Raw genomic sequence first — 23,586 nt, 5'->3', positions numbered from 1 at the left:
TGCGTCGTACAGTCTCGCATCCGACACCGTGAGCGCATGACCGACCTTCCCCGCCCCTCCCGCCCCGCCATCAGCTGCGTGATGCCGGCCTTCAACGAGGCCGAGAACCTGCCCGTGGTGCTGCCCGAGGTCTCGCGCCAGCTCGCCGCACTCACCGACCGCTGGGAGATCGTGGTGGTGGACGACGGCAGCCGCGACCACACGCCGCAAGCCATCCTGCCCTTCCTCACCACGCCGGGCGTGCGCTACCTGCGCCTGTCGCGCAACTTCGGCAAGGAGGCCGCCCTCACCGCCGGCATCGACCATGCCCTCGGCGAGGTGGTGCTGCTGATGGACGCCGACGGCCAGCACCCGGCCGCGCTGCTGCCGCGCATGCTGGAGGCTTGGCAAAAGGGCGCGGACATGGTGTGCGCGGCGCGTTCGTCGCGGGCCGACGAGTCCTTCGCCAAGCGGCTGGGCACCTGGCTCTTCTACCGGCTCGTGAACGCCAACCCGTCGATCCAGATTCCCGTGGACGCGGGCGACTTCCGGCTGATGGACCGCCGGGTGGTCAACGCGCTGAAGTCGCTGCCCGAGCGCAACCGCTTCATGAAAGGCATGTACGCCTGGGTGGGTTTCCACACCGAGATCATCGACTACCTTCCGGCCGAGCGGCATGCGGGGCAGAGCAGCTTCTCGCTGAAGTCGCTGTCGCGGCTGGCCTTCACCGGCATCACCGCCTTCACCAACCTGCCGCTGCGCCTGTGGAGCGCGGTGGGCGCCTTCATCGCCATGGGCGCGCTGGTGTTCGCGGCGTGGATCGTGGTGGAGCATTTCGTGCACGGCCACGACGTGCCCGGCTGGGCGACCCTGGTCACCGGCATGATGCTGTTCAGCGGCGTGCAGTTGCTGTCCATCGGCATCCTGGGCGAATACGTGGGGCGCATCTTCGACGAGGTGAAGCAGCGGCCGGTGTACGTCATCGGCTCGGAGTCCGGCCAGGGCGCGCTCAGCCAGCCCACCGAACCGCACGCATGATGAAGACGCTGGCGCTGTGCGCCGATGACTTCGGCATGTCGCGCGGCGTGTCCGCGCGCATCGCGCAGCTGGCGGCACGCGGGCGCATCAACGCGACCTCCTGCCTCACCAACGCCGCGCACTGGCCCGCCACCGCACCCATGCTGAAGGGCCTGCCCGAGGACATGGACGTGGGGCTGCACTTCAACCTCAGCGAAGGCCAGCCCCTGAGTGCCGAGCTGCGCCGCGTGTGGCCGCAGATGCCGCCGCTGCCGCAACTCATCGCCAAGGCGCACCTGCGCCTGCTGCCGCTGGCCGCCATCGCGGCGGAGTTCGATGCGCAGCATGCGGCCTTCGTCGAAGCGATGGGGCGCGACCCTGCGTTCGTTGATGGGCATCAGCACGTGCACCACTTGCCAGGCGTTCGCGACCGGGTGCTCGCCTCGATCGGCCAATGGGCGGACACGCCGGCCGTGCGCCACTGCGGCGACGTGCGCGGCCCGGGCTTCGCCGTCAAGCGCGCGCTCATCGCCGGCACCGGTGGCCGCGCGCTGCGCCGCGCGCTCGACCGCCGCGGCATCGCCCGCAACGCCGCGCTGCTGGGCGTGTACGACTTCGTGCCGGGCAGCTACCGCCAATGGATGAAGGGCTGGCTGCGCGCCGTGCCGCACGAAGGCGCCCTGCTGTTCTGCCACCCCGGCGCGGCCGACGGCGAAGGCGATGCCATCGCCTCCGCGCGCGGCCCGGAGGCCGACTACTTCGACAGCAGCGAGTTCCTCGACGACCTGGCCGAAGCCGGCGTGCGCATCGGTCGCGCGTGGCGGGCGGTCAAGCCGCCGCGCTGACGCGCCTCACCAATTGGGCAGCCCGGCGCACTCGCAGACAGCCTCGCTGGCCTTGTCGTTCCACCCGTCGCCCACGTACTTGTAGCTCTTGCCCGAGCGGAAGTGGTGCCCGCCATGGTTCACGTGCTCCCACAGCGTGAGGGTGCAGCCCGGGTCGACCTTGAAGGACGAGACCTTGTCGTTCCATGACGGTTCGTAGAGGAACCGGTGGATGCCGTCGGACGTGCCGTAGTCCGGCGCACTGACCATCTTCAGGTCGTCGCCGTTGCGCAGGGTCCAGTGCGCACCGCCGTAGTCACGGTGCTCGTAGATCGTGCACGTGGCGCTCTTGGGAGGGGGCGTGCCGCCGGCGTACGCGGTGCTCCCGAACACGCAGCCTGCCAGGCCGGTCATGATCATGGTGGACAGTCGCTTCATGGTGCATCCTTGCGTGTTGCTCCGCGCGACGTGCCGCGACGATCCCCTCCGTCGCCGGCACCCGCGGATGCCATCCACTCTAGGTTCCGCCGCCTGCGGCGTGATCCTTCAATGAGGGGATGGCCAGCCGCCTGCGCACCCTTCGATCTAGGGAGCGCGGCCCTCGGGGTGCCGGAATGTCCAGGCGCGATTGATGAGGAAGGTCAGCACCAGGCTGGCCAGCGTGGCCATGACCTGGCCGACCAGGTAGTGCAGCCCCCATTGCACCGACACCGCGACGATCAGCATGCCCAGCAGCGCGCCCGCCGCGGCGGTGCCCATGAACTTCAGCCACGCCGGCACGATGGGGCCCTCATGCCCGAAGGTGAACACGCGGTTGCCGAAGAAGGCCACCTGCGCGCCCAGCACCGCACCCAGGCCCGAGCCAAGCCAGGCGGGCCAGTGCAGCCACTCCACCACCACCGCCAGCAGCGCATAGTGCGCCGCGGTGGCGATGGCCCCCACCAGGGCGTAGCGGACGAAGCGCTGCATGCTCAGCAGCGGCGCGCCGGCGCGCGCATGAGCTTCACGTCGCCATGGACAACCACCGCCTCGATGCCAGGCACGCCGGCCAGCCACCGTTCATTGCCGGGCTTGAGCACGAACCAGGCCGCCGTGTCGCCACAGCTCAATTCGGGCGCGCGGTCCAGTTGCCACAGCACCGCCTGCGACTGCACGGTGTCGAAGCGGGCGGCGTCCCACAGCTCCTTGCGCCAGTTGTCGCGCCTGGGAATGTCAGGGCTGGCCCAGTCGCTGAGGATGACCACGGGCCGCTTGAGATTCACGTCGTAGCTCAGGTCGAAGAACACCTCGTCGACGAACACCACGCGGTCGTTGGGCGCCATGCGCGAGGCGAGCTCGCGTGCGATGGGCGCGGCGGAGTGCGGGGCCCTGAACGTCAGCGCCACCACGGCCGCGAGGCTGATCAGCGCTCCCGCCACGGTGGTCGCCAGGCGCCAGCGGTCGGCGCGCGACGCGGCCATCGACAGCAGCAGGCACCACGGTGCCAGCGCAGGCAACACATAGCCGACGAGCTTCGAACTGGGCAGCGAGAAGAAGCCGACGATGGCGGCGATCCACCAAAAGTAGAAGCCTGCCCGCGCGCGGTCGGCCGGCGCCAGCTCGCGCCACACCCGCGGAAGCCACAGGCTCCACGGCAGGGTCAGGGCAGGCAGTGCCACGAGGTAGAACCACCACGGGTGCACGTTGTTGAAGTTGGTCTGAGCGAAGCGGCGGAAGTGCTGCTCCATCACGAAGTAATCGAAGAAGCCCGGGTAGCGGTGCTGCATCAGCGCAAACCAGGGCAGCGCGATGAGCGCGAACAAGGCGATGCCGATGGGGTTCAGCAGGCGCAGCACCACGCGCCACTGCCCGCGCGCGAGCAGCCAGGGTCCCAGCACCAGCGCGGGCAGCACGATGCCGATGAGCCCCTTGGCCAGCACCGACAAGGCCGCCAGCGTCCACGCGGCCAGCACCCAGCGCAGTTGCGGCCGCTCGTCGTCCGCCGCGCGCGCGAAGGCCAGGATGGTCGCGGTGAGCATGCCGCCCACCATCATGTCCAGGTTGGCGTACTGGCCGCCCACGAAGAAGAAGGGCGTCGTCGCCAGCGCCAGCAGCGCGAGCAGCGCGGGCCGCTCGCCGTGCCAGCGGCGCACGGCCAGGAAGAGCGCGGCGCCCATCACCCAGGCACCGACAAAGGGACCGATGCGCGCACTGAAGTGGTTGATGCCCACGACCGACATCGCCGCCATGTCCAGCCAGTACATCAGCGGCGGCTTGTGGAAGAAGGGCAGGCCGTTGAGCAGCGGCGTGAGCCCGTCGCCATGCAGCATCTCGCGCGCCACGTTGGCGTAGCGGCCCTCGTCGGGCAGCAGCAGCGGGCGCAGGCCCAGGGTGGCCAGCAGCCACACGGCAAGCAGCGCGAGCGCGCGGCGGGGGGAGGCCCAGGAGGACATCGGCGACATGGGGTGGGAGGAAGTCAGCCCCGCATTGTCGCCGGGTGGTCAGCCGGCGCCGGGACGGCGTCGGTCAGGTCGCCTCAGGCCATGGCCGTCACGGGTTGCCGGCGCTCGGGCTCGACGATGTGCAGGTGCCGCGTCAGCAGGTCGCGCGGCGGCGCGATGCCCAGCTGCGCGAGGATGCGTCCGACCGCGCCGCGGTGGTAGGCACCGTGCGTGTTGACGTGCACCAGCATCTCCTCGCGCGACATGGTCGCGTTCTGCCCGTCGGTGAAGACGAAGGACAGCTTCTGCTCGAACAGCTCGGGCGCGAGCGACTGCACGTAAGCCACGTACCACTGGTCGGTGGCGGCCACCGACAGGCGCAGCTCCTCCAGCGTGGGCGTCTGCGGCGTGTTGGTGGCGGTGAAGCCGTGCGGCGTGCCCGACAGGTGGCCGGCGAAGATGCGGTCCACCACGTGGATGTGATTCAGGATGCGGATGGCCGTGTGCCGCTCGGCCTCGTGCGCGGCGGCATCGACCTTGGCCATCTCGGCGTAGAGCTCTTCGTTGGCCCAGGCCTTGTACTTGAACAGGGACAGCAGGAGGGTGGAGGTGCTCATGGGGTGTCAATGTGAAACGGTGGATCGACAATGCGGTTCAGGCCAGGTGCCGGCGGAATTTCACCCGATGCTGCCCCGGCCCGGCCTCGTCGGCCACGACTGGAAAGCCATTCTGCTCCAGACCACTATCCACGAGGCTGAAGCCCATCGCCCGATGGAATTGCACGGAACCGGTGTTCACGGGCGAGGTGATGCATTCAACGTCGGTACAGCCCAGGGCCTTCACCGAATCGAAGAACTGCGAATACAGCAGGCGGCCCAGGCCTCGCCCACGGCTCGGCGGCGCGATGCCGATGAAATGGATGTAGGCCAGCAATGGATTGGATTGCGAGCGCAATCCGACGAGGAAGCCCTGGACGCCGTCATCGCCGTCGATGGCGAAGCTGGTGTTGGAGAAGTGCTGGAAGAACAGGCGCGGCAGCAGGTGTGCCACCGGCCGGCCGCCCCACCACTGGTCGACGATGGGAGAGATTCGGTCGTAGTCGCTTCCGACGAGGGGGCGTGTCTGCATGAATGTCGATTCAGGTCTGGGCGTGCCTGGACGAGCGCGTCACGCCCCGGCTCCAGAGTTTGAGTGCAAGGAATCCAGCCAAGGCCGGCAGCCAGATCCACATCATCTCCGACTGCAGGACCACCCAGGTGCGGGCGCTGGCAATGCGGTCGAAGGCGATCGGCGAGGCCTCGATGCGGTGCCAGGGCATCACCAGGCGCTCGTCGGACCACGGCCACCACAGGGCCACGCCGTGGGTGCCGTTGGTGAACATGTCCAGCAGGGGATGCGACAGGGCGCACAGGCCGACGAAGGCGAAGGCCTTCCACGGCGAGGTGCGCAAGCGGCCGGCCAGCAGTGCGGCGGTGGTGGCCAGCAGGAACGCGAACCCCACCGAATGCGTGGCGCCGCGGTGGCCGAAGGTGTCGGCGTAGGCGACGTGCAGGCGGAAGGCAAGCACGTCGAAGTCCGGTGCGATGGAAGCGACGATGCCCGCCATCAACAAGTGCGGTGGCACGGCGCGCGAGCCCAGGCCCAGCCCGATGGCCAGCGGGACGACGGCGTGGGTCAGGATGGTCGGCATCGGCGTGGCGGCAGCGCAGTCATCGCATCGGAAACGCAGGACCGGACGGCAGTCCATCCGGCGTCGAGGCTGCCCGCAGCGCCTCCAGCGATTCGCGGATCGCCGCGGCAGACCAGGGCGTGTTGACCATGCCGTCTTCATCGAGCTTGGCAGCCAGCAAGGGGATGGTGATCGACGCGGGCTCCACGATCACCGCGGCCATGGTCCGCAGCACCTCGCGCAAGGCATCGTCCGCATGGTGGGCGCGCGGCGAGGCATTGAGCACGGCGACCGGCTTGCCGGCAAAGGGGCCGTGGCCGACCAGCCAGTCCAGTGCATTCTTCATCGGGCCGGTGATGCCGTGGGCGTATTCGGGACTGGCGATGACCAAGGCATCCGCTTCGCTGACCCGCCTGCGCAGGTCCATCACGGAAGGTGGCGGATCGGCCTCGATGTCCGGATTGAACAGCGGCAACCCGCCCAGCCGGTCGAACAGGTCCACTGCGATGCCCGTCGGCGCCAGGCGAACGGCCGCGCGCAGCAGCATGGTGTTGATCGACGCAACCCTGAGGCTGCCGGACAGTGCGAGGACCTTCACGCCGCCGATGCGCTCACAGCCTGTCCCACACCTGCACCACGCCCCACAGGTGAACCAGGCCGTAGCCCAGGCAGATGAGCGAGCTCCACACGACGAAGGGCGTGAGCGCGGACGGCTTGAGCACCATCACCGGAAACAGGATCAGGCCGCGCAGCAGGTAGACCGCCGTGATGGCCACGATGCCCGCCCTGAGCAGCGGCAAGGCCGGCAGCACGCCAGCGGCGGACAGGCCATAGGCCGACCAGGCCAGCAGGACCAGCGTGATGCCCATCGTGGCGATCGCCGGCCACCATTCGCCGCGTTCAGCCGCCTTCGCGAGGCGTTCCCCGGCGCCGAAGAAGCGGTACCAGGCAGGACCTCCGACGATGCACGCCACGTGCAGCAGCGCGCCGATGGCGCTGAGCACCGCGGCGAGAATCAGCGCAAGGTTGTATGGATGGGCGTCAGGCACGGCAGGCAAGACTCACTCCCTGGTTGTCGTTGTCATGTGCCGGAAGAGAATACACCGCTCGATGTCAGCGCCATCAGGTGCGGTCCCGCGCTGGTCCGAGCATGCGGCCCAGGGGTGCCATCAGCCTGAACAGCCACAGCTCGCGACGAAGCTGCCGCGAACGCTGATCCAGTGCATGGCTCGCGGCAGGAAGCACCTCGGCCAAGCGACTGCGCATCGCGTCCAGGTCCGTGGCGTGGTCGATCACCCACCGGTCCGGCAGTTGCGGCACAAGGCCTTCGGCCCGGCTGGCCCACAGGATGTGCGGCGCCCACCCCCACCAGGACGGATGAGCAGCGGCAACACGCCGGCGCAGCGACATCGGAATGCCCGGCAGGTCGATGCCGCAGTTGAGGTACCAGGCACATGCGGCGTCGGGCTGATTGCCCTGGCTGCCTTGGAACTGGAAGTGCTGCACGTGGTCGCCGCGGTCGCGCGACAGCGTGTGGCCCGAGCAGCGAAAGCCCAGCGGCGCGAGGTCTTCCGACGCCAGGCGGCGCAGCATCAGGTCGAAGGCGTGCCGCAGGTCCTGTGTCTGGCTGATGAAGCTCACAGCGCCCTCCAGGTGTCCAGGCAATGCGGGGCCAGGGCCGTCACCCACGAGGGGCATTCAGGATCGAAGGCCAGGCCGAAGCGCGGGCTGACGATGAAGCCTGCACGCTCGAAGGAGCCGGTGTCGTGCGCGCCCACGAAAGCCGCGAGCGTCGCGAAAGGCACGCTGATCTTGTCCAGGTGGAGCACCGGCACCTGCATCGTCACTTCTTCCAACCGGCCGTTGTCCTGAAAGCGGTAGACCACCGAGCCGTAGTCGAGCTCGTTCAGGCCGACATCGTTGCGGCCTTGCTGCAAGGGCCGGCCCTGTGTCGACATGATGGTCTCGCGTGAGACGGTGAACGGGACTTCATCGACGCTGATGAACGGGATCAGGTGCATGCAGGGCGGGCGCAGATTCACTCGCCCACATGATGCGCCACTGCCATCACCCACGGCATGACCAGCTCCGGCACGAGGTAGCCCAGCCACACCGCCCGCGGCTCGGGCAGGCCCACCTTCCTGATGGACAACAGCCGTCCGCAGCCGGCGCCGAAGATGCCGATGCCCCCGGCGAGGAACAGGCACACGCGGACGATGACCTGGCTGGTGGTGAGCGCGACTTCAGCGGACATGAGCGACCCCTTGGACGCAGGACTGCCACGGTCCGATCGACAGAACGGCCGTGTCGCCGGAGTCTAGGGTCAGTCCAGGAGCTCCACCAGCTTGCGATTCACGGGCCCCGGCGTGCGCCGCGTCACTTCACGTTGCTGGCCGCCGCACTGGCCGCATCCTGGGTGGACTTGAGCACCTTGCTGGAGATGCGCGATGCCTTCTCCTGGCGGGACACCGGTTGCTGGCCTTGTTGGGATGGGCCTTGCGGCGACTGGCTCTGTTGTGACTGCGTGGGCCGGTTGGCCATGCCGACCGCAGGCGGCTGTTGCGCCGCCTTCGACTGCTGCGCCTTGCGCACCGCACCCGCCTTCGCACCACTGGCGGACTGCTGAGCAGCCGGAACCGGCGCGTTGTTGTTCGATTGAGCCGTGGCCAACATGGTGGCAGCCAGGCCGACGATGCCTGCAAAAGCGGAAGACAAGAGGCGGCGGTTCATGGAAGTCCCTCGGTTGGAAGTGATGCCCAGCCGATCAACGCGCTGGATCGATCCTGGACGACAAGGGCTCGAACCCCGATTCGCCGCCGTGCTGAGGCAGGCCATCGGGAATCTCATGCCAGGGTGCCTTGTGGCTCACGAAGTAGTGGCCGGATGGAACGAGTGAAGAAGGATCGTCGACCATGCCGGCCGGCACGCCCAGCACCTTGGGGTAGCGCTGGTCGATGGTGAACAGGTGCGACCCGCAGCGCTTGCAGAAGTGTCGCGATCCGTTCGCGCTGACGTCGTGGCTGAGCAGGAGATCTTCGCCACCGATGACCGTGGCCTCACGCCGCAGGCTCACCCAGGTCGTGAAGGCCGCGCCGCTTTGCCGGCGGCACTGGTTGCAGTGGCAATGGATGACGCTCTTGGGCGGCATCGAGGATTGCAAGGTGACGGCGCCGCAGTAGCAACGGGCCGTGAAGGCAGAAGCAGCCATCTTGTCAGTCATGGTCGAGTGGATCGGCGTCGGCCGGCAGGCGCGAATACATGAGGTAGTCGCGTGGCTCGCCGCGCACGATGCGGAAATGGCGGATGATGCCTTCGAGCAAGAAGCCGTTGCGCTCGAGCACGAGGATGGAGGCCCGGTTGGGTGGCAGCACCGTGGCCTGAATGCGGACAAAGCCGTGCTGCTCGAAGCCCCATCGGGTGGTGGCCCCGCAGACTGCCGACGCAAAGCCTCGGCCCCAGTGGGCGGGGTGGATGGTGTAGGTGATCTCCGCGGTCTTGTTGAGCACCGAGATGGAGTGAAAACCGGCAACGCCGATGAGCCGTTGGTCCGGCGAGCCGCACACCGCGAAGTGGATGGGCGTGCCGGACTCCGTCGACAGACCGCGCTCGATGATGGGCAGCAGGTCAGCCGCCTGTGTCACCTGGGCACTGGTGTGAAGCAGCACCCGTGGGTCCGCGGCAAACTCGAACCAGGCGGACACATCCGACAGCTCCAGCGGTCGAAGCGTCAAGGGGCAGTTGGTGACGACGGGTGATGTGGCGGGGCGCATGGACGACGATTGTCAATCCACCTTCGCCCCCGACACCTTCACCACCTTCTCCCACTTCCTCGTCTCCGCCGCGATGAAGCTCGCGAACTGCGCCGGTGCCATGCCGCTCGGGATGGCACCTTGCGACATCAGCCGGTCCTTCAATGCCGGCGTGGCCAGCGCCTTGGCCGTCTCCTGCTGGATGCGGTTCACGATGTCTGCCGCCGTGCCGGCGGGCGCGAGCAACCCGAACCATGAACTCGCATCGAAGCCCGGCACCGGACCGGCCTCGGCGATGGTCGGCAGCTCGGGCAGCACCGCACTGCGCTGCGCGCTCGTCACCGCCAGCGCCTTCAGCTTGCCGGCCTTGATGTGCGGCAAGGCCGAGGGCAGGTTGTCGAACATCAGGTCCATGGTGCCGCCGATCAGATCCAGCAGCGCGGGCCCCGATCCGCGGTAGGGGAAGTGCACCATGAACACGCCCGTCATGGTCTTGAACAGTTCGCCGCTCAGGTGGATGGACGTGCCATTGCCGCTGGAGGCCATGTTGAGCTTGCCGGGGTTGGCCTTGGCGTAGCGGATCAGGTCCGGCACGCTTGCGATCTTCATCGCCTCGGCCTTGGCGGGGTTCATCACCAGCACGTTGGGCACGCCGGCCACCAGCGTGATGGGCGCGAAGTCCTTGATGGGATCGAAGGGCAGCTTCGGATACAGCGACTGGTTGATGCCGTGCGTCCCCACCGTCCCCATCAGCAGGTTGTAGCCATCGGGCGCGGACTTGGCGATCTCGGCCGTGCCCACGTTGCCCCCAGCGCCGGGCTTGTTGTCGACGATGAATTGCTGGCCGAAGGCCCGGCTGAGCTCGGGGGCGAGTGCACGGGCAAGGATGTCGGTGGTGCCGCCGGGCGCAAAGGGCACGAGGATGCGCACCGGCCGCGACGGCCAACGCTCCTGCGCGAACACCGCTGCGGGGCACAAAGGCCATGCGGCCATGCCGGCAATGAGCCATCGGCGACGTGTGTCCAGGGTCATGCGCGCCTCTTCATGAGTCCATCCACGGAGCGACGAGTGTGTGGCAAGCGGCAAGCACGCACAGTGAGGGCTTGCCCCCATGCGGCAATGCCGCAAATGCGCCCCAATCACCCCACTGCGCCGATGTGCGAGCCCCGCGCGAGCGCACGTCAAGGTCTTGCGACTTGCAATACCCTGGCGCCATGTCACATTGACACTTCCTCCTGGCTGATCCGTCGATCTTGAAGTCCGACCCTGCCTCCGATGCATTTCCGGAACTCGGCGCCATCATCAGCCGCGTGCAGTCGCGGTTCATCCGCGCAGCCCCGCCCAACGAGGTGTTCGATCCGCTGCTCACCGACTTGCTGGAATTCACGGGCAGCGAATACGGCTTCATCGGCGAGGTGATCGAAGGGGGACAGTCCACCCGTTTCCTGCGCCTGTTCGTGCTCACCGACATCAGCTGGAATGAGGAGACGCATGCGCTGTATCAGCGGCATCGGCAAGGCCAGCCCATCGAGTTCCACAACCTGTCCACGCTGTTCGGTGCGGCCATCACCAGCGGGCAGACGGTCATCGCCAACGACCCGCCGCGCGACCCGCGCCGAGGCACGCTGCCCGGCGGCCACCCCGACCTCAACTGTTTCCTGGGCGTGCCCATGTTCCACGGCGGCGAGATGGTGGGCATGGTAGGCCTGGCCAACCGCGCCGGAGGCTACGACGAGCGCCTGGCGGAGTTCCTGCAGCCGCTGTTCGCCAGCGTGGCTGCCATCATCGGCGCGGTGCGCATGGACGCCGCGCGGCGAGCCGCCGAGCAGGCCCTGCGCGAGAGCGAGGAGCGGCTGCGCAACACCTTCGAGATGGCCGCGGTGGGCATCGCGCACGTGTCGCCCGACGGCGGCTTCCTGCGGGTGAACCACCGGCTGTGCGAGATCCTCGGCCGCGAGCGCGAGGAACTGCTGCGCATGCGCTTCCAGGACGTGACCCTGCCCGAAGACCTCGACATCGACCTGCACCAGGTCAGGCGCCTGCTGGCCGGCGAGGCCAAGAGCTATGTGCTGGAAAAACGCTACCGCCATGCCAATGGTGGCGTGGTGTGGGTGTCGCTCACCGTCGCCATGGTGCGCGACCGCGACGACAAGCCGGCCTACTTCATCTCGGTGATCGAGGACATCACCGCACGCAAGCAGACCCAGGCCGCCCTGCTGGCCGCGCAGGCCGCCGAACGGGCCAATGCGGCCAAGACCGAATTCCTCTCGCGCATGAGCCACGAGCTGCGCACGCCGCTGAACGCGGTGCTGGGCTTCGCGCAGTTGCTGCAAATGGACGCGGGCCATGCGCTCAGCCGCGACCAGCAGGAAAAGCTCGCACACATCGAGAGCGCCGGCGCACACCTGCTTGCGATGATCAACGACGTGCTGGACCTGTCGCGCATCGAAAGCGGCGGCATGCCGCTCACCGCCGAGACGGTGCCGCTGGAGGCCGCCGTGTCGGAAGCGGTGGCGCTGGTGGCAACGGCCGCACGCGACGCTCAGGTGCGCATCCGGCTGGAGCCGCCCAGCGCGCACGAAAAAGCGGGCAGCCACGTGCAGGCCGACCACCTGCGGCTGCGGCAGGTGCTGGTGAACCTGCTGAGCAACGCGATCAAGTACAACCACCGCGACGGCTGCGTGACGGTGCGCTGGCAGGCCGCGCCCGATGGCGAGCATGTGCTGCTGCAGGTCGTCGACACCGGCCAGGGCCTCAGCGCGGAACAGCGCGCGCACCTGTTCGAGCCCTTCAACCGCCTGGGCGCGGAGCGCAGCAGCATCGAGGGCACGGGCATCGGCCTCGTGGTCACGCAGCGGCTGGTACAGCTCATGGGCGGCAGCATCGAAGTCACGAGCCAGCCCGGGCTGGGCAGCTGCTTCAGCGTGAGCCTGCCGGCCGCGCCGGGCAGCGGCGTGCAGGCCAGCGTGCCGGATGAGGGCTCGCCGTGGGCGCCGCCAGCCGCCAGCAGCGGATCACGCCGCCGCACCATCCTCTACGCAGAGGACAACCCGATGAACGTGGAGCTGGTGCGCGAGGTGCTGCGCATGCGCGAGGACTGCGTGCTGCTGGTGGCCCGCAGCGGCCGCGAGGCCATCACCATGGCGCAAAGCGAGCACCCCGACCTGCTGCTGCTGGACATGCACCTGGGCGACATGACCGGCCTGGATGTCGCGCAGCGACTGGGCCGCGACGGGATGCTGCGGCAGATTCCCATCGTCGGCCTGTCGGCCGATGCCATGCCCGCGCCGATCGCGGCTGCGAACGAGGCAGGCTTCAAGGCCTACCTCACCAAGCCCTTGAACATCGGTGAGTTCCTGACGTGCATCGACCGGTTGCTGGCGGAGAAAGACTAGCTCGCGCCCGGCCCCGGCGTGTTGCGCAGCGTGACGCGGCCTTCGTGCCAGGCCCGATCGAAATCGCTCTCGATGGCCCGCAGTGATTGCGCATCCGACGCAGACGCCGACACCAGCCCGATCGCCCGGTTGCGCCCCTGGTTCTTCGCGGTGTACAGCGCCATGTCGGCCAGGTTCACCGCCTGTTCCCACGTCACCGGCACCGCATAGGGCGGCAGCGGGAAGCAGGCATAGCCCACCGAGGCCGTGACCCACAGGGCCTCGTTGTTGGCCATGATCGGCGCGCTGCCCACGCTGGCCAGCACCCGCGCGGCGAGCTGGTCGGTCTGCTCGGTGGTGAGCTTGGAGGCGAGGATGAGGAATTCCTCGCCGCCCCAGCGCACGACCAGGTCGTTGCCGCGCACGGCGGAATTCAGGCGCCTGGCGATCTCCACCAGCACCACGTCGCCGCTGGCGTGGCCATGGCCGTCGTTGATGTGCTTGAAGTGGTCGATGTCCACCAGCAGCAGCGCGCCCGAGAAGCCCTCCCCCACCGCCTTCGGCTCCGCCGCCATCACGGAATGGAAGTACCGGCGGTTCGCCAGGTCGGTGAGTGGATCGCGTTCGCTGGCCACGCGCAGCCTGGCATGGCTGGCTTCGAGCTGGCGGTTGGTGCGGCGCACGCGGCGCACCAGCAGCACGGCCAGCGCCACCGACAAGGCCATGATGGTCGCCAGCAGCACCCAGATGCGCTGCATCAGATCGCGGTTGGCCAGCGACGCCGTCTTGACCTCGTTGTCGCGCCGCACCAGGTCGATGCTGCGCTGCTTGGCCTCGGCGTCGTAGCGGGTCTGCATCTCCTTGAGCACGAGGTTCTGGCTGCGTTGCATCACCTCGGCGCTGAGCGTGCGTTCGCGGTGGTACAGCTCCAGCGCACCGCGCGTGTCGCCGGCCTCGGCCAGCGCATCGCCGAATTCGCGCAGGGTCTGCGCCTCGTCGGCGACCTGGCCGCTTTGCTGCCACAGGTGCAGCACACGCACCAGGTCCTGCTTGCCTTCGGCGATGCGGTGCAGCCCGATCTTCGCGAGCCCCGCGTTGTTGATGAGCGCGCGCTCCATGCGCTGGTCGTTGAACTCCTGCACCACCGGCAGGGCGGCATCGGCGGCGCGCAGTGCATCGGCCGGCCGGCCGCGCTTGGCATAGATGTCCGACAGGTTGGACATCAGCAGGGCGGCCATGCGGCGTGCATCGGCGCGCTGCGCGATGGCATGCGCTTCCTCGGTGGCGCGCAGGGTGGCCTCGGGGTCGGAGCGCAGGTCGGCGACGCGCGCCTCGTTGAGCTTGACGCGCACCATGGCCATCGGGTCGGCCAGGCCCGCGGCCATGCGGCGGGCTTGTGCGATGGAGCGCGCTGCCACGTCGGACTGCCCGGCGCGCGCGGTGGCCACAGCCAGCGAGCTCAGGCTGTAGACCTTGCGGAAGGCGTCGCCGGCCCAGTCGGCCAGGTCGAAGGCCGCTTGCGCATGCTCGCGCGCGGCGCTCGTCTGGCCCACGCTCATGGCGCGCCGCTCCAGCACCTGCAGGGCGCGCCACAGCGAGCGGTAGTCGCAGGGCTGCTGCGATGCGGCCTGCATGGCATCGCTGGCCGCAGGTGCGGCCGGACCATGCGGCGGGCAGCCCGGCTGGTAGGCCGTCGCGGCCGATTGCGCCAGCGCAGCCGCCACGTCGAGCTGGCCCGCGGTCTCGGCCACGATGGCGCGCACGAGGTTGGAGCCGGCCGCCGCGAGCGGGTCCTGCTGCTCGCGCGAGAGCACGAGCAGTTGTTCGGCCAGCGTGCCGGCTTCGTTGGCGCGGCCGGCCTGCGCCTGCACGATGCCTTCGGCCAGCACGAAGTTGCGGGCGACGGCAGGCACCATCGACTCGCCCGACGCTTCGCGCAGCTGCTTGAGCGATGCCAGCGCTTCGGCCGGATGGTCGTAGCCCTGCCGCACCAGCAGGTCGATGCGGTCGTCCAGCGTGCCCGCTGCGTAGCCACCAGGGACGGCCTGCGCGGCAAGGCTGGTCGCGCCCAGTGCGAGGATCAGTGCGAAAGCCGGCCATGCACGCATCACGCCACCGCCTCGCTGGTGGGCGACGGGCCTTGCAGCAGCGTCAGCGCCACCTGGCCTTCACGCCAGGCCGCCTCGAGCGAGCGCGTGATGTCGTCGAGCTTGGACTCGTCGCGCGCATGCAGCAGCCGCACGCCGTAGGCTCGGTTGCGGCCGTGTGCCTTGGCCAGGTACATCGCGGTGTCCACGAGGTTGATCGCGCGCTCCCACGACACGGGCAGCAGTGTGGGCTCGATCGGGAAAGTGGCAAAACCGATGGAACCGGTGACGGCGATGTCGCTGTCCTCGTGCCGCACCGGCGAGCCGGCCATGGCGCCGAGCATGCGGCGGGCCAGGGCCTCCACCTGGTCGGAACCCAGCGCCCGCACGATGACGAGGAATTCCTCGCCGCCCCAGCGCACGATGAGGTCGTGCTCGCGCAGCGTGTCACGCAGCCGCCGGGCCATCTCCACCAGGACGGTGTCGCCCGCGTTGTGGCCGTGCCTGTCGTTGATGCGCTTGAAGTGGTCGATGTCGATGAGGAACACCGTGCCGGCGAGCTTGCCGTCGGCCGCGAGCTGCTTCATCGCCGCCTGGAAATGGCGGCGGTTGGCCAGGCCCGTGAGCGGGTCGCGCTCGCTTTGCACCAGCAGCTGGTAGTTGCTCGACTCCAGCGCCTGGTTGCTCTGGCGCACGCGGCGGTACAGCACGAGCAGCACCACGAAGCTGAGCACGAAGGTGGCGGCCAGCAGCCACCACAGGCGTTGCTGCAGGTCGCGCTGGCGCAGCTGCTCGGTCTTCAGCGTGTTCTCGCGGTTGAGCAGCTCCAGGTCGCGCGTGCGGCGCTCGGCATCGAAGCGCTCCTGCATCTCCACGATGGCCTTTTGCTGCCCGCGCTGCAGGATCTCGTCGCTGAGCTGGCGGTGCCGGTGGTAGGCCTTGACCGCGCCGGGCAGGTCGCCCGCGCGCTCCAGGTAGGTGCCCAGCTCGGACAGCGTCTGCGAGACGCCGGGGATGGAGCCGCGCCGCTCATCGATGGCGATGGCGTCCTCGACGTACTTCTTGCCCAGCTCGAAGTTCTTCATCGAGATGTGCGCGAAGCCGATGTTGGCCAGCGCCACCGTCTCGATGCCCACGTCCTTGAGTTCGCGGGCAAGAGGCAGCGCTTCTTCCGACAGCGTGAGCGCGGTCTTGAACTGGCCGCTCTTGAGATAGAAGTCACCCAGGTTCGCGAGGTACAGGGTCTCGTCGTTGCGCGCGCCGGCCTTGCGCGCCGCATCCACGGCCATCTGCATCTCGCGGCGCTCGCCTTCGCGGTCGCCCGCGTCGTCCAGCAAGATGCCCTGGGTGTTGTGCACCCGGCCCAGTGCGGTGAAGTCCTGCGCCTGCATGGCGATCTCCAGCGCCTCGGCGTTCAGCCGCCTCGCGCGGTCGGGCTGCTTGGCCTCCATGTACACGTAGGCCAGCGAGCTGCGCACTTCCGCACGCTGCCAGGGCTCGCCGACCTGGTCGGCCAGGGTCAGTGCCTCGTGGTAGATGCGCACCGCGTCTTCGAGCTTGCCGGAATCGTCCTTGATGCGGGCCTGCGTCAGCACGTAGCGCAGCCGCATGCGCGGCGACGGACCGGCCGGCAGCTTGAGCAGGGCTTCGTTGATGAGGGTGTCGGCCTTCTTCAGGTTGCCGCGCAGCGCGAGGCCGCGCGCGCGCACCAGCATGGCGGCCGAGGCCGCGGCGTTGCCCGCCGGGGTGCGCGACCAGTCTTCCAGCAGCTGCGCCACCTGGTCGGCCGCCTCGGGCTCGGAGGCCATGTTGAGCAGGATGCCGCGCACCGTGAGCAGTTCCAGCCGCTCGGGGCTGAAGGGTGCGGTCGAGTTGAGCAGGCGGTCCAGTGCCTGCGCCGCCTCGCGCGGCTGGCCGTCGCCCTGGTGTTCCAGCGCGACGATCTGCTGCTGCAGCGGCGGCGGTGCATCGGCAGCCGTCGCCACGGCCGCCATTGGCAGCACGCAGCAAGCGACGATGCGGACCAGGCCGCGGCACAGTGCAGGCACGCTCATCTCAACCGGCGAGGCCTTGCAGCCTGCGGACATCGGCCGCCATCGCTACGATGGCTGACCCGCGACTCCCTGGAGACACACGCATGGATTCCCGAACTTCCGGTGAGAACAGCATCACCTGGTACTGGGAGGATTTTCGCGAAGGCGAGGTCCGTGAATTCGGCGCGAAGACCGTCAGCCGTGAAGACATCGTGCGGTTTGCCTCGGAATTCGATCCGCAACCGTTTCACGTCGACGAAGCCGCCGCGGCCAAGACCATGTTCGGTGGGCTGATCGCCAGCGGTTGGCACACCGCGGCGATGGCCATGCGCATGATGTGCGACGAATACCTGCTGCGATCGGCCAGCCTCGGCTCGCCCGGCATCGAGGGCATGAAATGGCTGCTGCCGGTGCGCCCCGGCGACACGCTGAGCATTCGGCTCACGGTGCTGGAATCGCGGCCGATGCAGTCCAAGCCGAAGGTGGGTCTGGTGAAGAGCAGACATGAAGTGCTGAACCAGCACGGCGAAGTCGTGATGCGAATGGAAGGGTACGGCATGTTCGGAAAACGACCGCCCCCCAGTCGCTGACGCTCCTGCCCCCGAGGGGCGCCACCCTGCGGACCGGCAGAGCCGGATCCGCGGGCGTTGCTTGATGGGCGCTTCGCTACGCTCGCTGTTGGCGCAGGAGAGCATGCAGCAGGATAGCTCCGAACGTCGCGGTGCCGATGCCGCCCAGCGTGAAGCTGTCACCAAACTTCAATGTGAAGTCGCCGGTGCCCAGGATGAGCGTGACGGCGGCGACGATCAGGTTGGTGTTGTTGCCGAAGTCGACCTTGTTCTCCACCCAGATCTTGGCGCCGGCCACGGCGATCAGGCCGAACACGACGATGCTCACGCCGCCCATCACCGGCAGCGGGATGGTGCCGATGAGCGCGCCGAATTTCGGGCTGAAGCCCAGCACGATGGCGATGAGCGCGGCCACCACGAACATGGCGGTGGAGTAGATCTTGGTCGCCGCCATGACGCCGATGTTCTCGGCATAGGTGGTCACGCCCGTACCGCCGGCCGCGCCGCTGACGATGGTGGACAGGCCATCGCCGATGAAGGCGCGGCCCATGTAGGCGTCCAGCTTGGCGCCGGTCATGGCGCTCACGGCCTTGATGTGGCCGAGGTTCTCGGCAATGAGGATGACCGCCACCGGGGCGATCAGCAGGATGGCGGGCCCCTCGAAGGTCGGGCCGGTGAAGTGGGGCATGCCGATCCACGCCGCGCTGGCCACCTTGCTGAAATCGATGGGCGCTCCGAGCCCCATGCCGTTGGTGAGCACGCCGTAGACGACGCTCGCCACGATCAGCCCCACCAGGATGAGCAGGCGCTGCACCATGCCGCGGGTGAACACCGCCACCAGGCCCACGGACACGAAGGTCACCGCCTGCATCCAGGAGTCGAAGCCGCTGTGGGCCATGTTCTTCACCGGCACGCCGGCCAGGTTCAGGCCGATCACTGCCACCACCGCGCCGGTGACCACCGGCGGCATCAGCGACTCGATCCAGCCCGTGCCGATCACCTGCACCAGCAGGCCGATCAGCACCACCACCACGCCGCAAGCGATGATGCCGCCCAGCGCCACCGCGATGTTCGGGTTGGGACCCTGTCCGGCGAACTTGGTCGCCGCGATCACCACGCCGATGAAGGCGAAACTGGACCCCAGGTAGCTGGGCACCTTGCCGCCGACCACCAGGAAGAAGATCAGCGTGCCCACTCCGCTCATGAGGATGGCCATGTTCGGATCGAAGCCCATGAGGATGGGCGCCAGCACCGTCGCGCCGAACATGGCGATCACGTGCTGCACGCCCAGCGCCGCGGTCTGCGGCCAGGGCAGGCGCTCATCGGGCGCAACGACACGGCCGGGTTGCGCGTCGGTCACGCGCCAGGCGGGAATCAAGCTCATGGGGTCTCGCTCCTCGTGGTTCTTGGTCTGTGCCGGCGCGGGTTGGCCGGCCGAAAACCAGTGTAGGGGTCGAGGGCGGGAATGCGAAGGGACGGCACGCGCGTTGCGCACGTGTCAAGGCGATGACGGAATCGTCAGCCGGGGCGACGGGCAGAGCGAAAAAAAGAAGGGGAGCGGGACAGGGAGCCGGGGACTCGCTCTCTCCTACCCCGGTGTGCCCGCTCCCCTGGACGTCAATCGATCAGTGAGTGCTTCTTCACTTGACGTCGACTGCGCTCGGGCGCAGAAACAGACTGAGCTGTGCAGGTGCACGGCTCGACTGAAGGACCTGGAACGATCGGCCCACGCTGGTCTGCGTGGGGCCGGTGCTGCCGTGGCGAGCCTGTTCGCGCTCGGCGGCGGCGCGCGCAAGGACCGAGGGCGCGCGGGGAACGAAGGTGCTGGGCATGTCGGACTCCGGGGGAAATCAGCCAGCGAAATCGCTGGGCGCGAACTGCGGCACGGCAGGCAAGCGGAACGCGCCTGCGGCGCGGCTCAGCAAGCCTTCGAGATCGAACTTCGAGGGAAAGCGGGGTGCAGCCGGCTGGGCCAGTCTGAGCACCGAGGACACGCCCCCACGGCACGAGGGCGAGGCACGGCGGGCCTTGGGTGCTGCGGGGGTACGCGAACGCTTGCTGGACAACATCTCAACGACATCCTGTGTGGGTTCGGCATCGACAACGGTGGTCTATGCCAGTGCCATCACAAGCGCAGCTTTTGTGCCAGCGTGAAATGCGTCATGGAGGTGGTCCGCCACCGGTCTGGCGGACAAATTGCGTCCCATGTCACGGCTTGGGCGTACCGAAGCCTGACCAAAACGTGAAACCGTGTTACTTCATCCGACCGGTTGTGTCAGTGCTCGCTTGGCAGGAGGTGCCGCAGCACGCTGACGGCCACCGCCGGGTCGCCCAGGACCCGAGTGTGGCTGAGCCCCGAGGTGGTGTGCAGTGCGGCATTCGCCAATGCCTGCACCAAACGCTGCGATGCGGCGTGCGGCGCGACCCGGTCGCCCTGGTCATGGACCACCAGCGTGGGTTGCTGGATGCGTTCGCCCAGCCAGTCGGGTTCGAATTGTTGCAAAGGTGTCCCTTCCACCACCTCGATGCGCGCGGCCATGCGTTCGGATACAACCGGCGCCAGGCCGAAGCTGCTGGCGAACCAGTTGAGGAACAGACGGGGCGGAGGCGACGGCGCCACCAGCACCAGATGCCCGACCGGCAGGCCCTGAGCCGCCGAGTGCAGGGCCGCCAAGGCGCCCAGCGAGTGGGCCACCACGCCGTGCAGGGGCCCGAGGCGCGACACGGCGGCATAGATGGCCCTGGCGAACTGCGGCAGCGTGGAGCGCCAGCCGCCGCTGCGGCCGTGGGCAGGAAAGTCCAGCAGCACCGGGTCCATGCCTGCATGGGCCAGCGCGTCGCCGATGGCCCGCATCTGCAGGCCGCTGCCCGCCCACCCATGGACCAGCAGCACCACCGGCGCGCCCGGCGACACGTCGCTGCGGCGGTAGGCGATGAGCTGGGTGCCCTCGAAGGCCCAGGCCTGCGTGGCCCAGGGCGCGGGCACGGCCCGGCGCATGGCGAACTTCCAAGGCAGCGGCGTGAAGAACAGGCGCAAGGCGGCGCGAGTGCTCAGTGCAGGGGCCATCGAATGCAGGGCGCGCAGCGCGAAGCCCAGGCCCTGGACGACCCGGCTTCCGGCATAGAAGGCGGCGGCCGGGTTGGCGGGGGTGGTGGTCATGGCAAAGCCTTTCTGGTTGTGTTCAATATTTCGCACTGTCGTGCGAAATTACTCCAGGCCAAAGTCGCGATTGCTGCGCGGCAGCGTGCTCCACAGGCGATGGAGCGCGAAGCCGGTGCGGGTCACGATGGCGATCAGGGGCAGGGCGATGAGGACGATCAACATGACAATCTCCTTGAGAATTCGCACGGTCGTGCGAAATTGAGGCAGCAGTGACGGTCTTGTTTTGTGGACAGTCGCGTCGTTGGATGTGGGCCGATCAGGCCTGGACAGTGCTTTCGGCACCGGCAGGAAGGGCGGAGCGGATCAGTCGCTCGAAAGCCACCCACGCGCGGTCGGCAGCGCGCGGGTCGCGGAGGAAGCGGGCGTCGCGCATGAGGGCGACGAACAGGCCGTCCATCTCGAACACGAGCTGGTCGGCATCGATGTCGGAACGCAGGTGCCCGGCGTCGATGGCCTGGATGACGCAGCGCTTGAGCGCGGTGCGCCAGCCCATGATGCCTTCCATCAGCTTGTCGCGCAGCGGGCCTTCGCGGTCATCGAACTCGAAGGCGCCGGCGCAGTAGATGCAGCCCTGGCGGATCTCGACGTCGCGGGCGCGGGTGAGCCACAGCCGCATGATGGCGTTCAGCCGCGGCAGGCCGCGCGGCTCGCGCATGGCCGGGACGAACACGTCTTGCAGGAAGCGGGCGTCATAGGCCTCGATCACCGCGATCTGAAGCGCCTCGCGCGAGCCGACGCGCGAGAACACGCCGCTCTTGCTCAGGCCGAGCCGCTTGGCGACTTCGCCGATGGTGATGCTCTCCAGCCCCTCTTCCGCCGCCATGGTGATGGCGGTGTCGACGATGGCCGTGAGGGTGAGCCCGCTGCGATGGGTTTTGGTTTCCACGCCGCAAATTTAGCACGGTCGTGCGAAATGTCAATCTCATCGCAGGGAAAGTTTTTGTAGTTTCAGCGACTACAACAACTTTCGCATGGGCAAATTCCCGGATTCGAGACAGGTTGTGATGTCAAGCCGGCTGGAAACCTCTTGGAATAGCACCCATCAGCCGTCGGGTGTATTCCTGCTGCGGCCGCTCCATCACCTCTTCCATGGTCGCCTGCTCGACCACCTCGCCGTCCTTCATCACCAGGATCTCGTCGGACATGAAGCGCACCACCGCCAGGTCGTGGCTGATGAAGACGTACGACAAGCCCAGCTCGTCCTGCAGGTCCTTGAGCAGGTTCAGCACCTGCGCCTGCACCGACACGTCCAGCGCGCTCACGGCCTCGTCCAGCACCAGCACCTCGGGGTTGAGCGTCAGGCAGCGGGCGATGGCCACGCGCTGGCGCTGGCCGCCGGAGAACTCGTGGGGGTACTTGTGCATGGCGCTGTCGTCCAGACCCACCTTGGCCAGGAGGGCGCGGGCCCGGGCTTCGCGGTCGGCGGCGTCCTGGCCCACGCCGTGGATGACCATCGGCTCCAGCAGCGTCTGGCCGATGGTGAAGCGCGGGTTCAGGCTGGCGTAGGGGTTCTGGAACACCACCTGGATGCGCCGGCGCACGGGCAGCATCTCGTGGCGTGCAATGGCCAGCAGGTCGCGGCCGTCGAACATCACCTTGCCGCCAGTGGGGCCGCCGTTGGGCTCGTGCAGGCGCAAGAGCGTGAGGCCCATGGTGGTCTTGCCCGAGCCTGATTCGCCCACCACCCCCAGCGTGTGGCCGCGTCGCAGCTGGAAGCTCGCGCCCTTCACTGCCTTGAATTCCTTGCGGCCGAACACGCCCGACTTGAGCCAGAAGCTCTTGGTGAGGCCGCTGGCCTCGAGGATGACCGGGGCGTTCGGATCCTTGGGCTTGGCCGCGGCGCCCGCCTGGCGGCCGGCGATGTGGTCGTCGATGACCAGCAGCCGCGCACTCTGGTTGTCGAGCGTCGGGCGGCAAGCCAGCAGTGCCTTGGTGTAGGCGTCCTGCGGACTCGCGAAGATCTGCCCCACCGGCCCCTGCTCGCGCACCGTGCCCTGGCGCATCACCACCACGTGGTCGGCAATCTCGCCCACCACGCCCAGGTCGTGGGTGATGAACAGCATGCTCATGCGGTGCTTGGCCTTGAGTCCGCCCAGCAGCTCCATGATCTGCCGCTGGATGGTCACGTCCAGCGCGGTGGTAGGCTCGTCGGCGATGAGCAGCTTCGGCTCGCAGGCCAGCGCCATGGCGATCATCACGCGCTGCTGCTGGCCGCCCGAGAGCTCGTGCGGGTAGGCCGACAGGCGCCGCTTCGGCTCGGGCAGGCCCACCTCGTGGAGCAGCGCCTCGGCGCGCTCCATGGCCTGCCGGCGCGACAGGCCCATGTGGCGCATCAGCGGCTCGCACAGCTGGTTGCCCACGCTGAACACCGGGTTCAGCGAGGTCATGGGATCCTGGAAGACACAGGCGATGTCCTTGCCGCGCAGGGCCTGCAGTTCAGGCAGCGTGGCCTGCAGCATGTCGCGGCCCTGGAAGCTGATGTGGCCGCTGCGCTCGGCGTTGTCGGGCAGCAGGTTGAGGATGGACATGGCCGTCACGCTCTTGCCCGAGCCCGACTCGCCCACCAGCGCCACCGTGGTGTTCTCGGGCACGTCGAAGCTCACGCCGGCATCGCCGCGGCCCACGGCCTGCTGACGCTGCACCACGCCGTCGACGCGGCCCATGCGGAAGGAGACCCGCAGATCCTTGATGCTCAGCATGGC

At 68.3% G+C, this 23,586-nt stretch carries 27 protein-coding genes; 4 read left to right on the top strand and 23 right to left on the bottom strand.

Going from position 1 to position 23,586, the window contains the following annotated elements:
- The first annotated feature begins 36 nt into the window (after window positions 1-36).
- Together DZC73_RS14380 and DZC73_RS14375 are read left to right on the top strand one after the other, a co-directional pair.
- The gene (locus DZC73_RS14380) at window positions 37-1,017 is read left to right on the top strand and encodes a glycosyltransferase family 2 protein (RefSeq protein ID WP_124540996.1); all 981 of its coding nucleotides are present in this window, start codon (window positions 37-39) and stop codon (window positions 1,015-1,017) included.
- A complete protein-coding gene (locus DZC73_RS14375) occupies window positions 1,014-1,841 on the top strand; it encodes a ChbG/HpnK family deacetylase (protein WP_124540995.1) in 828 nt (275 codons plus the stop codon). Before DZC73_RS14380 ends, DZC73_RS14375 begins: the two co-directional genes overlap by 4 nt.
- 6 nt (window positions 1,842-1,847) lie before the next feature.
- On the opposite strand, the gene DZC73_RS14370 is transcribed toward DZC73_RS14375, so the two are convergent.
- From DZC73_RS14370 to DZC73_RS14300, 15 genes are all read right to left on the bottom strand, one after another.
- A complete protein-coding gene (locus DZC73_RS14370) occupies window positions 1,848-2,258 on the bottom strand; it encodes a peptidase inhibitor family I36 protein (protein ID WP_124540994.1) in 411 nt (136 codons plus the stop codon).
- 147 nt (window positions 2,259-2,405) lie between these two features.
- Window positions 2,406-2,789 (bottom strand): GtrA family protein, encoded by a 384-nt coding sequence (locus DZC73_RS14365; RefSeq protein ID WP_124540993.1) that lies wholly within the window; start codon window positions 2,787-2,789, stop codon window positions 2,406-2,408.
- Window positions 2,790-2,791: 2 nt separating this feature from the next.
- Window positions 2,792-4,252 carry a glycosyltransferase family 39 protein gene (locus DZC73_RS14360; protein ID WP_161974592.1) on the bottom strand — a complete coding sequence of 487 codons (1,461 nt, stop codon included), beginning with the start codon at window positions 4,250-4,252 and terminating at the stop codon, window positions 2,792-2,794.
- Window positions 4,253-4,335: 83 nt separating this feature from the next.
- Complete coding sequence (locus tag DZC73_RS14355) at window positions 4,336-4,857, bottom strand: DinB family protein (RefSeq protein WP_124540991.1); 522 nt, start codon at window positions 4,855-4,857, stop codon at window positions 4,336-4,338.
- 37 nt (window positions 4,858-4,894) lie between these two features.
- A complete protein-coding gene (locus DZC73_RS14350) occupies window positions 4,895-5,368 on the bottom strand; it encodes a GNAT family N-acetyltransferase (RefSeq protein WP_124540990.1) in 474 nt (157 codons plus the stop codon).
- A gap of 10 nt (window positions 5,369-5,378) precedes the next feature.
- Entirely contained in the window at window positions 5,379-5,930 is a 552-nt protein-coding gene (locus tag DZC73_RS14345; RefSeq protein WP_124540989.1) for a metal-dependent hydrolase, read from the bottom strand.
- Between the two features lie 19 nt (window positions 5,931-5,949).
- Window positions 5,950-6,507 carry an NADPH-dependent FMN reductase gene (locus DZC73_RS14340; RefSeq protein WP_124540988.1) on the bottom strand — a complete coding sequence of 186 codons (558 nt, stop codon included), beginning with the start codon at window positions 6,505-6,507 and terminating at the stop codon, window positions 5,950-5,952.
- A gap of 13 nt (window positions 6,508-6,520) precedes the next feature.
- On the bottom strand, window positions 6,521-6,958 hold the full coding sequence (locus DZC73_RS14335; protein WP_124541153.1) for a hypothetical protein: 438 nt from the start codon (window positions 6,956-6,958) through the stop codon (window positions 6,521-6,523).
- A 73-nt stretch (window positions 6,959-7,031) separates the two neighbouring features.
- Entirely contained in the window at window positions 7,032-7,550 is a 519-nt protein-coding gene (locus DZC73_RS14330) for a DUF4304 domain-containing protein (protein ID WP_161974591.1), read from the bottom strand.
- Window positions 7,547-7,930 carry a hypothetical protein gene (locus DZC73_RS14325; protein WP_124540986.1) on the bottom strand — a complete coding sequence of 128 codons (384 nt, stop codon included), beginning with the start codon at window positions 7,928-7,930 and terminating at the stop codon, window positions 7,547-7,549. The genes DZC73_RS14330 and DZC73_RS14325 overlap by 4 nt, the downstream gene beginning before the upstream one ends.
- Before the next feature lie 17 nt (window positions 7,931-7,947).
- Entirely contained in the window at window positions 7,948-8,163 is a 216-nt protein-coding gene (locus DZC73_RS14320; RefSeq protein ID WP_124540985.1) for a hypothetical protein, read from the bottom strand.
- Between the two features lie 122 nt (window positions 8,164-8,285).
- Window positions 8,286-8,639, bottom strand: a complete 354-nt coding sequence (locus DZC73_RS14315; RefSeq protein WP_124540984.1) for a hypothetical protein — start codon at window positions 8,637-8,639, stop codon at window positions 8,286-8,288.
- Window positions 8,640-8,673: 34 nt separating this feature from the next.
- Window positions 8,674-9,129, bottom strand: a complete 456-nt coding sequence (locus DZC73_RS14310) for a GFA family protein (RefSeq protein WP_124540983.1) — start codon at window positions 9,127-9,129, stop codon at window positions 8,674-8,676.
- A complete protein-coding gene (locus DZC73_RS14305) occupies window positions 9,122-9,640 on the bottom strand; it encodes a GNAT family N-acetyltransferase (protein WP_161974590.1) in 519 nt (172 codons plus the stop codon). Before DZC73_RS14305 ends, DZC73_RS14310 begins: the two co-directional genes overlap by 8 nt.
- 51 nt (window positions 9,641-9,691) lie before the next feature.
- Window positions 9,692-10,690 carry a Bug family tripartite tricarboxylate transporter substrate binding protein gene (locus tag DZC73_RS14300; protein WP_124540981.1) on the bottom strand — a complete coding sequence of 333 codons (999 nt, stop codon included), beginning with the start codon at window positions 10,688-10,690 and terminating at the stop codon, window positions 9,692-9,694.
- A gap of 221 nt (window positions 10,691-10,911) precedes the next feature.
- Here DZC73_RS14300 and DZC73_RS14295 point away from each other — a divergent pair, with 221 nt between their 5' ends.
- Window positions 10,912-13,053: a hybrid sensor histidine kinase/response regulator gene (locus DZC73_RS14295; protein WP_124540980.1), complete on the top strand. Its 2,142-nt coding sequence runs from the start codon at window positions 10,912-10,914 to the stop codon at window positions 13,051-13,053.
- On the opposite strand, the gene DZC73_RS14290 is transcribed toward DZC73_RS14295, so the two are convergent.
- Both DZC73_RS14290 and DZC73_RS14285 read right to left on the bottom strand, forming a co-directional pair.
- Window positions 13,050-15,140, bottom strand: coding sequence for a sensor domain-containing diguanylate cyclase (locus DZC73_RS14290; protein WP_124540979.1), 2,091 nt, complete (start codon window positions 15,138-15,140; stop codon window positions 13,050-13,052). The genes DZC73_RS14295 and DZC73_RS14290 overlap by 4 nt on opposite strands.
- Window positions 15,140-17,206, bottom strand: coding sequence for a diguanylate cyclase domain-containing protein (locus tag DZC73_RS14285; RefSeq protein WP_124540978.1), 2,067 nt, complete (start codon window positions 17,204-17,206; stop codon window positions 15,140-15,142). The genes DZC73_RS14290 and DZC73_RS14285 overlap by 1 nt, the downstream gene beginning before the upstream one ends.
- A gap of 50 nt (window positions 17,207-17,256) precedes the next feature.
- Here DZC73_RS14285 and DZC73_RS14280 point away from each other — a divergent pair, with 50 nt between their 5' ends.
- Window positions 17,257-17,742, top strand: a complete 486-nt coding sequence (locus DZC73_RS14280) for a MaoC family dehydratase (protein WP_124541152.1) — start codon at window positions 17,257-17,259, stop codon at window positions 17,740-17,742.
- 76 nt (window positions 17,743-17,818) lie between these two features.
- On the opposite strand, the gene DZC73_RS14275 is transcribed toward DZC73_RS14280, so the two are convergent.
- The 6 genes from DZC73_RS14275 to DZC73_RS14250 all read right to left on the bottom strand — a co-directional run bounded on the left by DZC73_RS14275 (window position 17,819) and on the right by DZC73_RS14250 (window position 23,583).
- A complete protein-coding gene (locus DZC73_RS14275) occupies window positions 17,819-19,105 on the bottom strand; it encodes a solute carrier family 23 protein (protein WP_124540977.1) in 1,287 nt (428 codons plus the stop codon).
- 256 nt (window positions 19,106-19,361) lie between these two features.
- The gene (locus DZC73_RS14270) at window positions 19,362-19,553 is read right to left on the bottom strand and encodes a hypothetical protein (protein ID WP_124540976.1); all 192 of its coding nucleotides are present in this window, start codon (window positions 19,551-19,553) and stop codon (window positions 19,362-19,364) included.
- 18 nt (window positions 19,554-19,571) lie between these two features.
- Entirely contained in the window at window positions 19,572-19,790 is a 219-nt protein-coding gene (locus DZC73_RS14265) for a hypothetical protein (RefSeq protein WP_124540975.1), read from the bottom strand.
- 206 nt (window positions 19,791-19,996) lie between these two features.
- Window positions 19,997-20,881 carry an alpha/beta fold hydrolase gene (locus tag DZC73_RS14260; protein WP_124540974.1) on the bottom strand — a complete coding sequence of 295 codons (885 nt, stop codon included), beginning with the start codon at window positions 20,879-20,881 and terminating at the stop codon, window positions 19,997-19,999.
- Window positions 20,882-21,140: 259 nt separating this feature from the next.
- Entirely contained in the window at window positions 21,141-21,770 is a 630-nt protein-coding gene (locus tag DZC73_RS14255; protein ID WP_124540973.1) for a TetR/AcrR family transcriptional regulator, read from the bottom strand.
- A 121-nt stretch (window positions 21,771-21,891) separates the two neighbouring features.
- The gene (locus DZC73_RS14250) at window positions 21,892-23,583 is read right to left on the bottom strand and encodes an ABC transporter ATP-binding protein (protein WP_124540972.1); all 1,692 of its coding nucleotides are present in this window, start codon (window positions 23,581-23,583) and stop codon (window positions 21,892-21,894) included.
- Window positions 23,584-23,586 lie beyond the last annotated feature (3 nt).

This window comes from Rhizobacter terrae, assembly GCF_003852895.1.
In the GTDB taxonomy this organism is placed as follows: domain Bacteria; phylum Pseudomonadota; class Gammaproteobacteria; order Burkholderiales; family Burkholderiaceae_C; genus Albitalea; species Albitalea terrae.
Note: the sequence above shows the minus strand (reverse complement) of the source record. Positions and strands in the feature narration are given on the sequence as shown.

Excerpts from the sequence above, each read along its gene's own strand:
- DZC73_RS14380 (WP_124540996.1), top strand. The coding sequence starts at position 37 with ATGACCGACCTTCCCCGCCCCTCCCGCCCCGCCATCAGCTGCGTGATG.
- DZC73_RS14375 (WP_124540995.1), top strand. The coding sequence starts at position 1,014 with ATGATGAAGACGCTGGCGCTGTGCGCCGATGACTTCGGCATGTCGCGC.
- DZC73_RS14370 (WP_124540994.1), bottom strand. The coding sequence starts at position 2,258 with ATGAAGCGACTGTCCACCATGATCATGACCGGCCTGGCAGGCTGCGTG.
- DZC73_RS14365 (WP_124540993.1), bottom strand. The coding sequence starts at position 2,789 with ATGCAGCGCTTCGTCCGCTACGCCCTGGTGGGGGCCATCGCCACCGCG.
- DZC73_RS14360 (WP_161974592.1), bottom strand. The coding sequence starts at position 4,252 with ATGTCCTCCTGGGCCTCCCCCCGCCGCGCGCTCGCGCTGCTTGCCGTG.
- DZC73_RS14355 (WP_124540991.1), bottom strand. The coding sequence starts at position 4,857 with ATGAGCACCTCCACCCTCCTGCTGTCCCTGTTCAAGTACAAGGCCTGG.
- DZC73_RS14350 (WP_124540990.1), bottom strand. The coding sequence starts at position 5,368 with ATGCAGACACGCCCCCTCGTCGGAAGCGACTACGACCGAATCTCTCCC.
- DZC73_RS14345 (WP_124540989.1), bottom strand. The coding sequence starts at position 5,930 with ATGCCGACCATCCTGACCCACGCCGTCGTCCCGCTGGCCATCGGGCTG.
- DZC73_RS14325 (WP_124540986.1), bottom strand. The coding sequence starts at position 7,930 with ATGCACCTGATCCCGTTCATCAGCGTCGATGAAGTCCCGTTCACCGTC.
- DZC73_RS14320 (WP_124540985.1), bottom strand. The coding sequence starts at position 8,163 with ATGTCCGCTGAAGTCGCGCTCACCACCAGCCAGGTCATCGTCCGCGTG.
- DZC73_RS14315 (WP_124540984.1), bottom strand. The coding sequence starts at position 8,639 with ATGAACCGCCGCCTCTTGTCTTCCGCTTTTGCAGGCATCGTCGGCCTG.
- DZC73_RS14310 (WP_124540983.1), bottom strand. The coding sequence starts at position 9,129 with ATGACTGACAAGATGGCTGCTTCTGCCTTCACGGCCCGTTGCTACTGC.
- DZC73_RS14300 (WP_124540981.1), bottom strand. The coding sequence starts at position 10,690 with ATGACCCTGGACACACGTCGCCGATGGCTCATTGCCGGCATGGCCGCA.
- DZC73_RS14290 (WP_124540979.1), bottom strand. The coding sequence starts at position 15,140 with ATGCGTGCATGGCCGGCTTTCGCACTGATCCTCGCACTGGGCGCGACC.
- DZC73_RS14285 (WP_124540978.1), bottom strand. The coding sequence starts at position 17,206 with ATGTCCGCAGGCTGCAAGGCCTCGCCGGTTGAGATGAGCGTGCCTGCA.
- DZC73_RS14280 (WP_124541152.1), top strand. The coding sequence starts at position 17,257 with ATGGATTCCCGAACTTCCGGTGAGAACAGCATCACCTGGTACTGGGAG.
- DZC73_RS14275 (WP_124540977.1), bottom strand. The coding sequence starts at position 19,105 with ATGAGCTTGATTCCCGCCTGGCGCGTGACCGACGCGCAACCCGGCCGT.
- DZC73_RS14270 (WP_124540976.1), bottom strand. The coding sequence starts at position 19,553 with ATGCCCAGCACCTTCGTTCCCCGCGCGCCCTCGGTCCTTGCGCGCGCC.
- DZC73_RS14265 (WP_124540975.1), bottom strand. The coding sequence starts at position 19,790 with ATGTTGTCCAGCAAGCGTTCGCGTACCCCCGCAGCACCCAAGGCCCGC.
- DZC73_RS14260 (WP_124540974.1), bottom strand. The coding sequence starts at position 20,881 with ATGACCACCACCCCCGCCAACCCGGCCGCCGCCTTCTATGCCGGAAGC.
- DZC73_RS14250 (WP_124540972.1), bottom strand. The coding sequence starts at position 23,583 with ATGCTGAGCATCAAGGATCTGCGGGTCTCCTTCCGCATGGGCCGCGTC.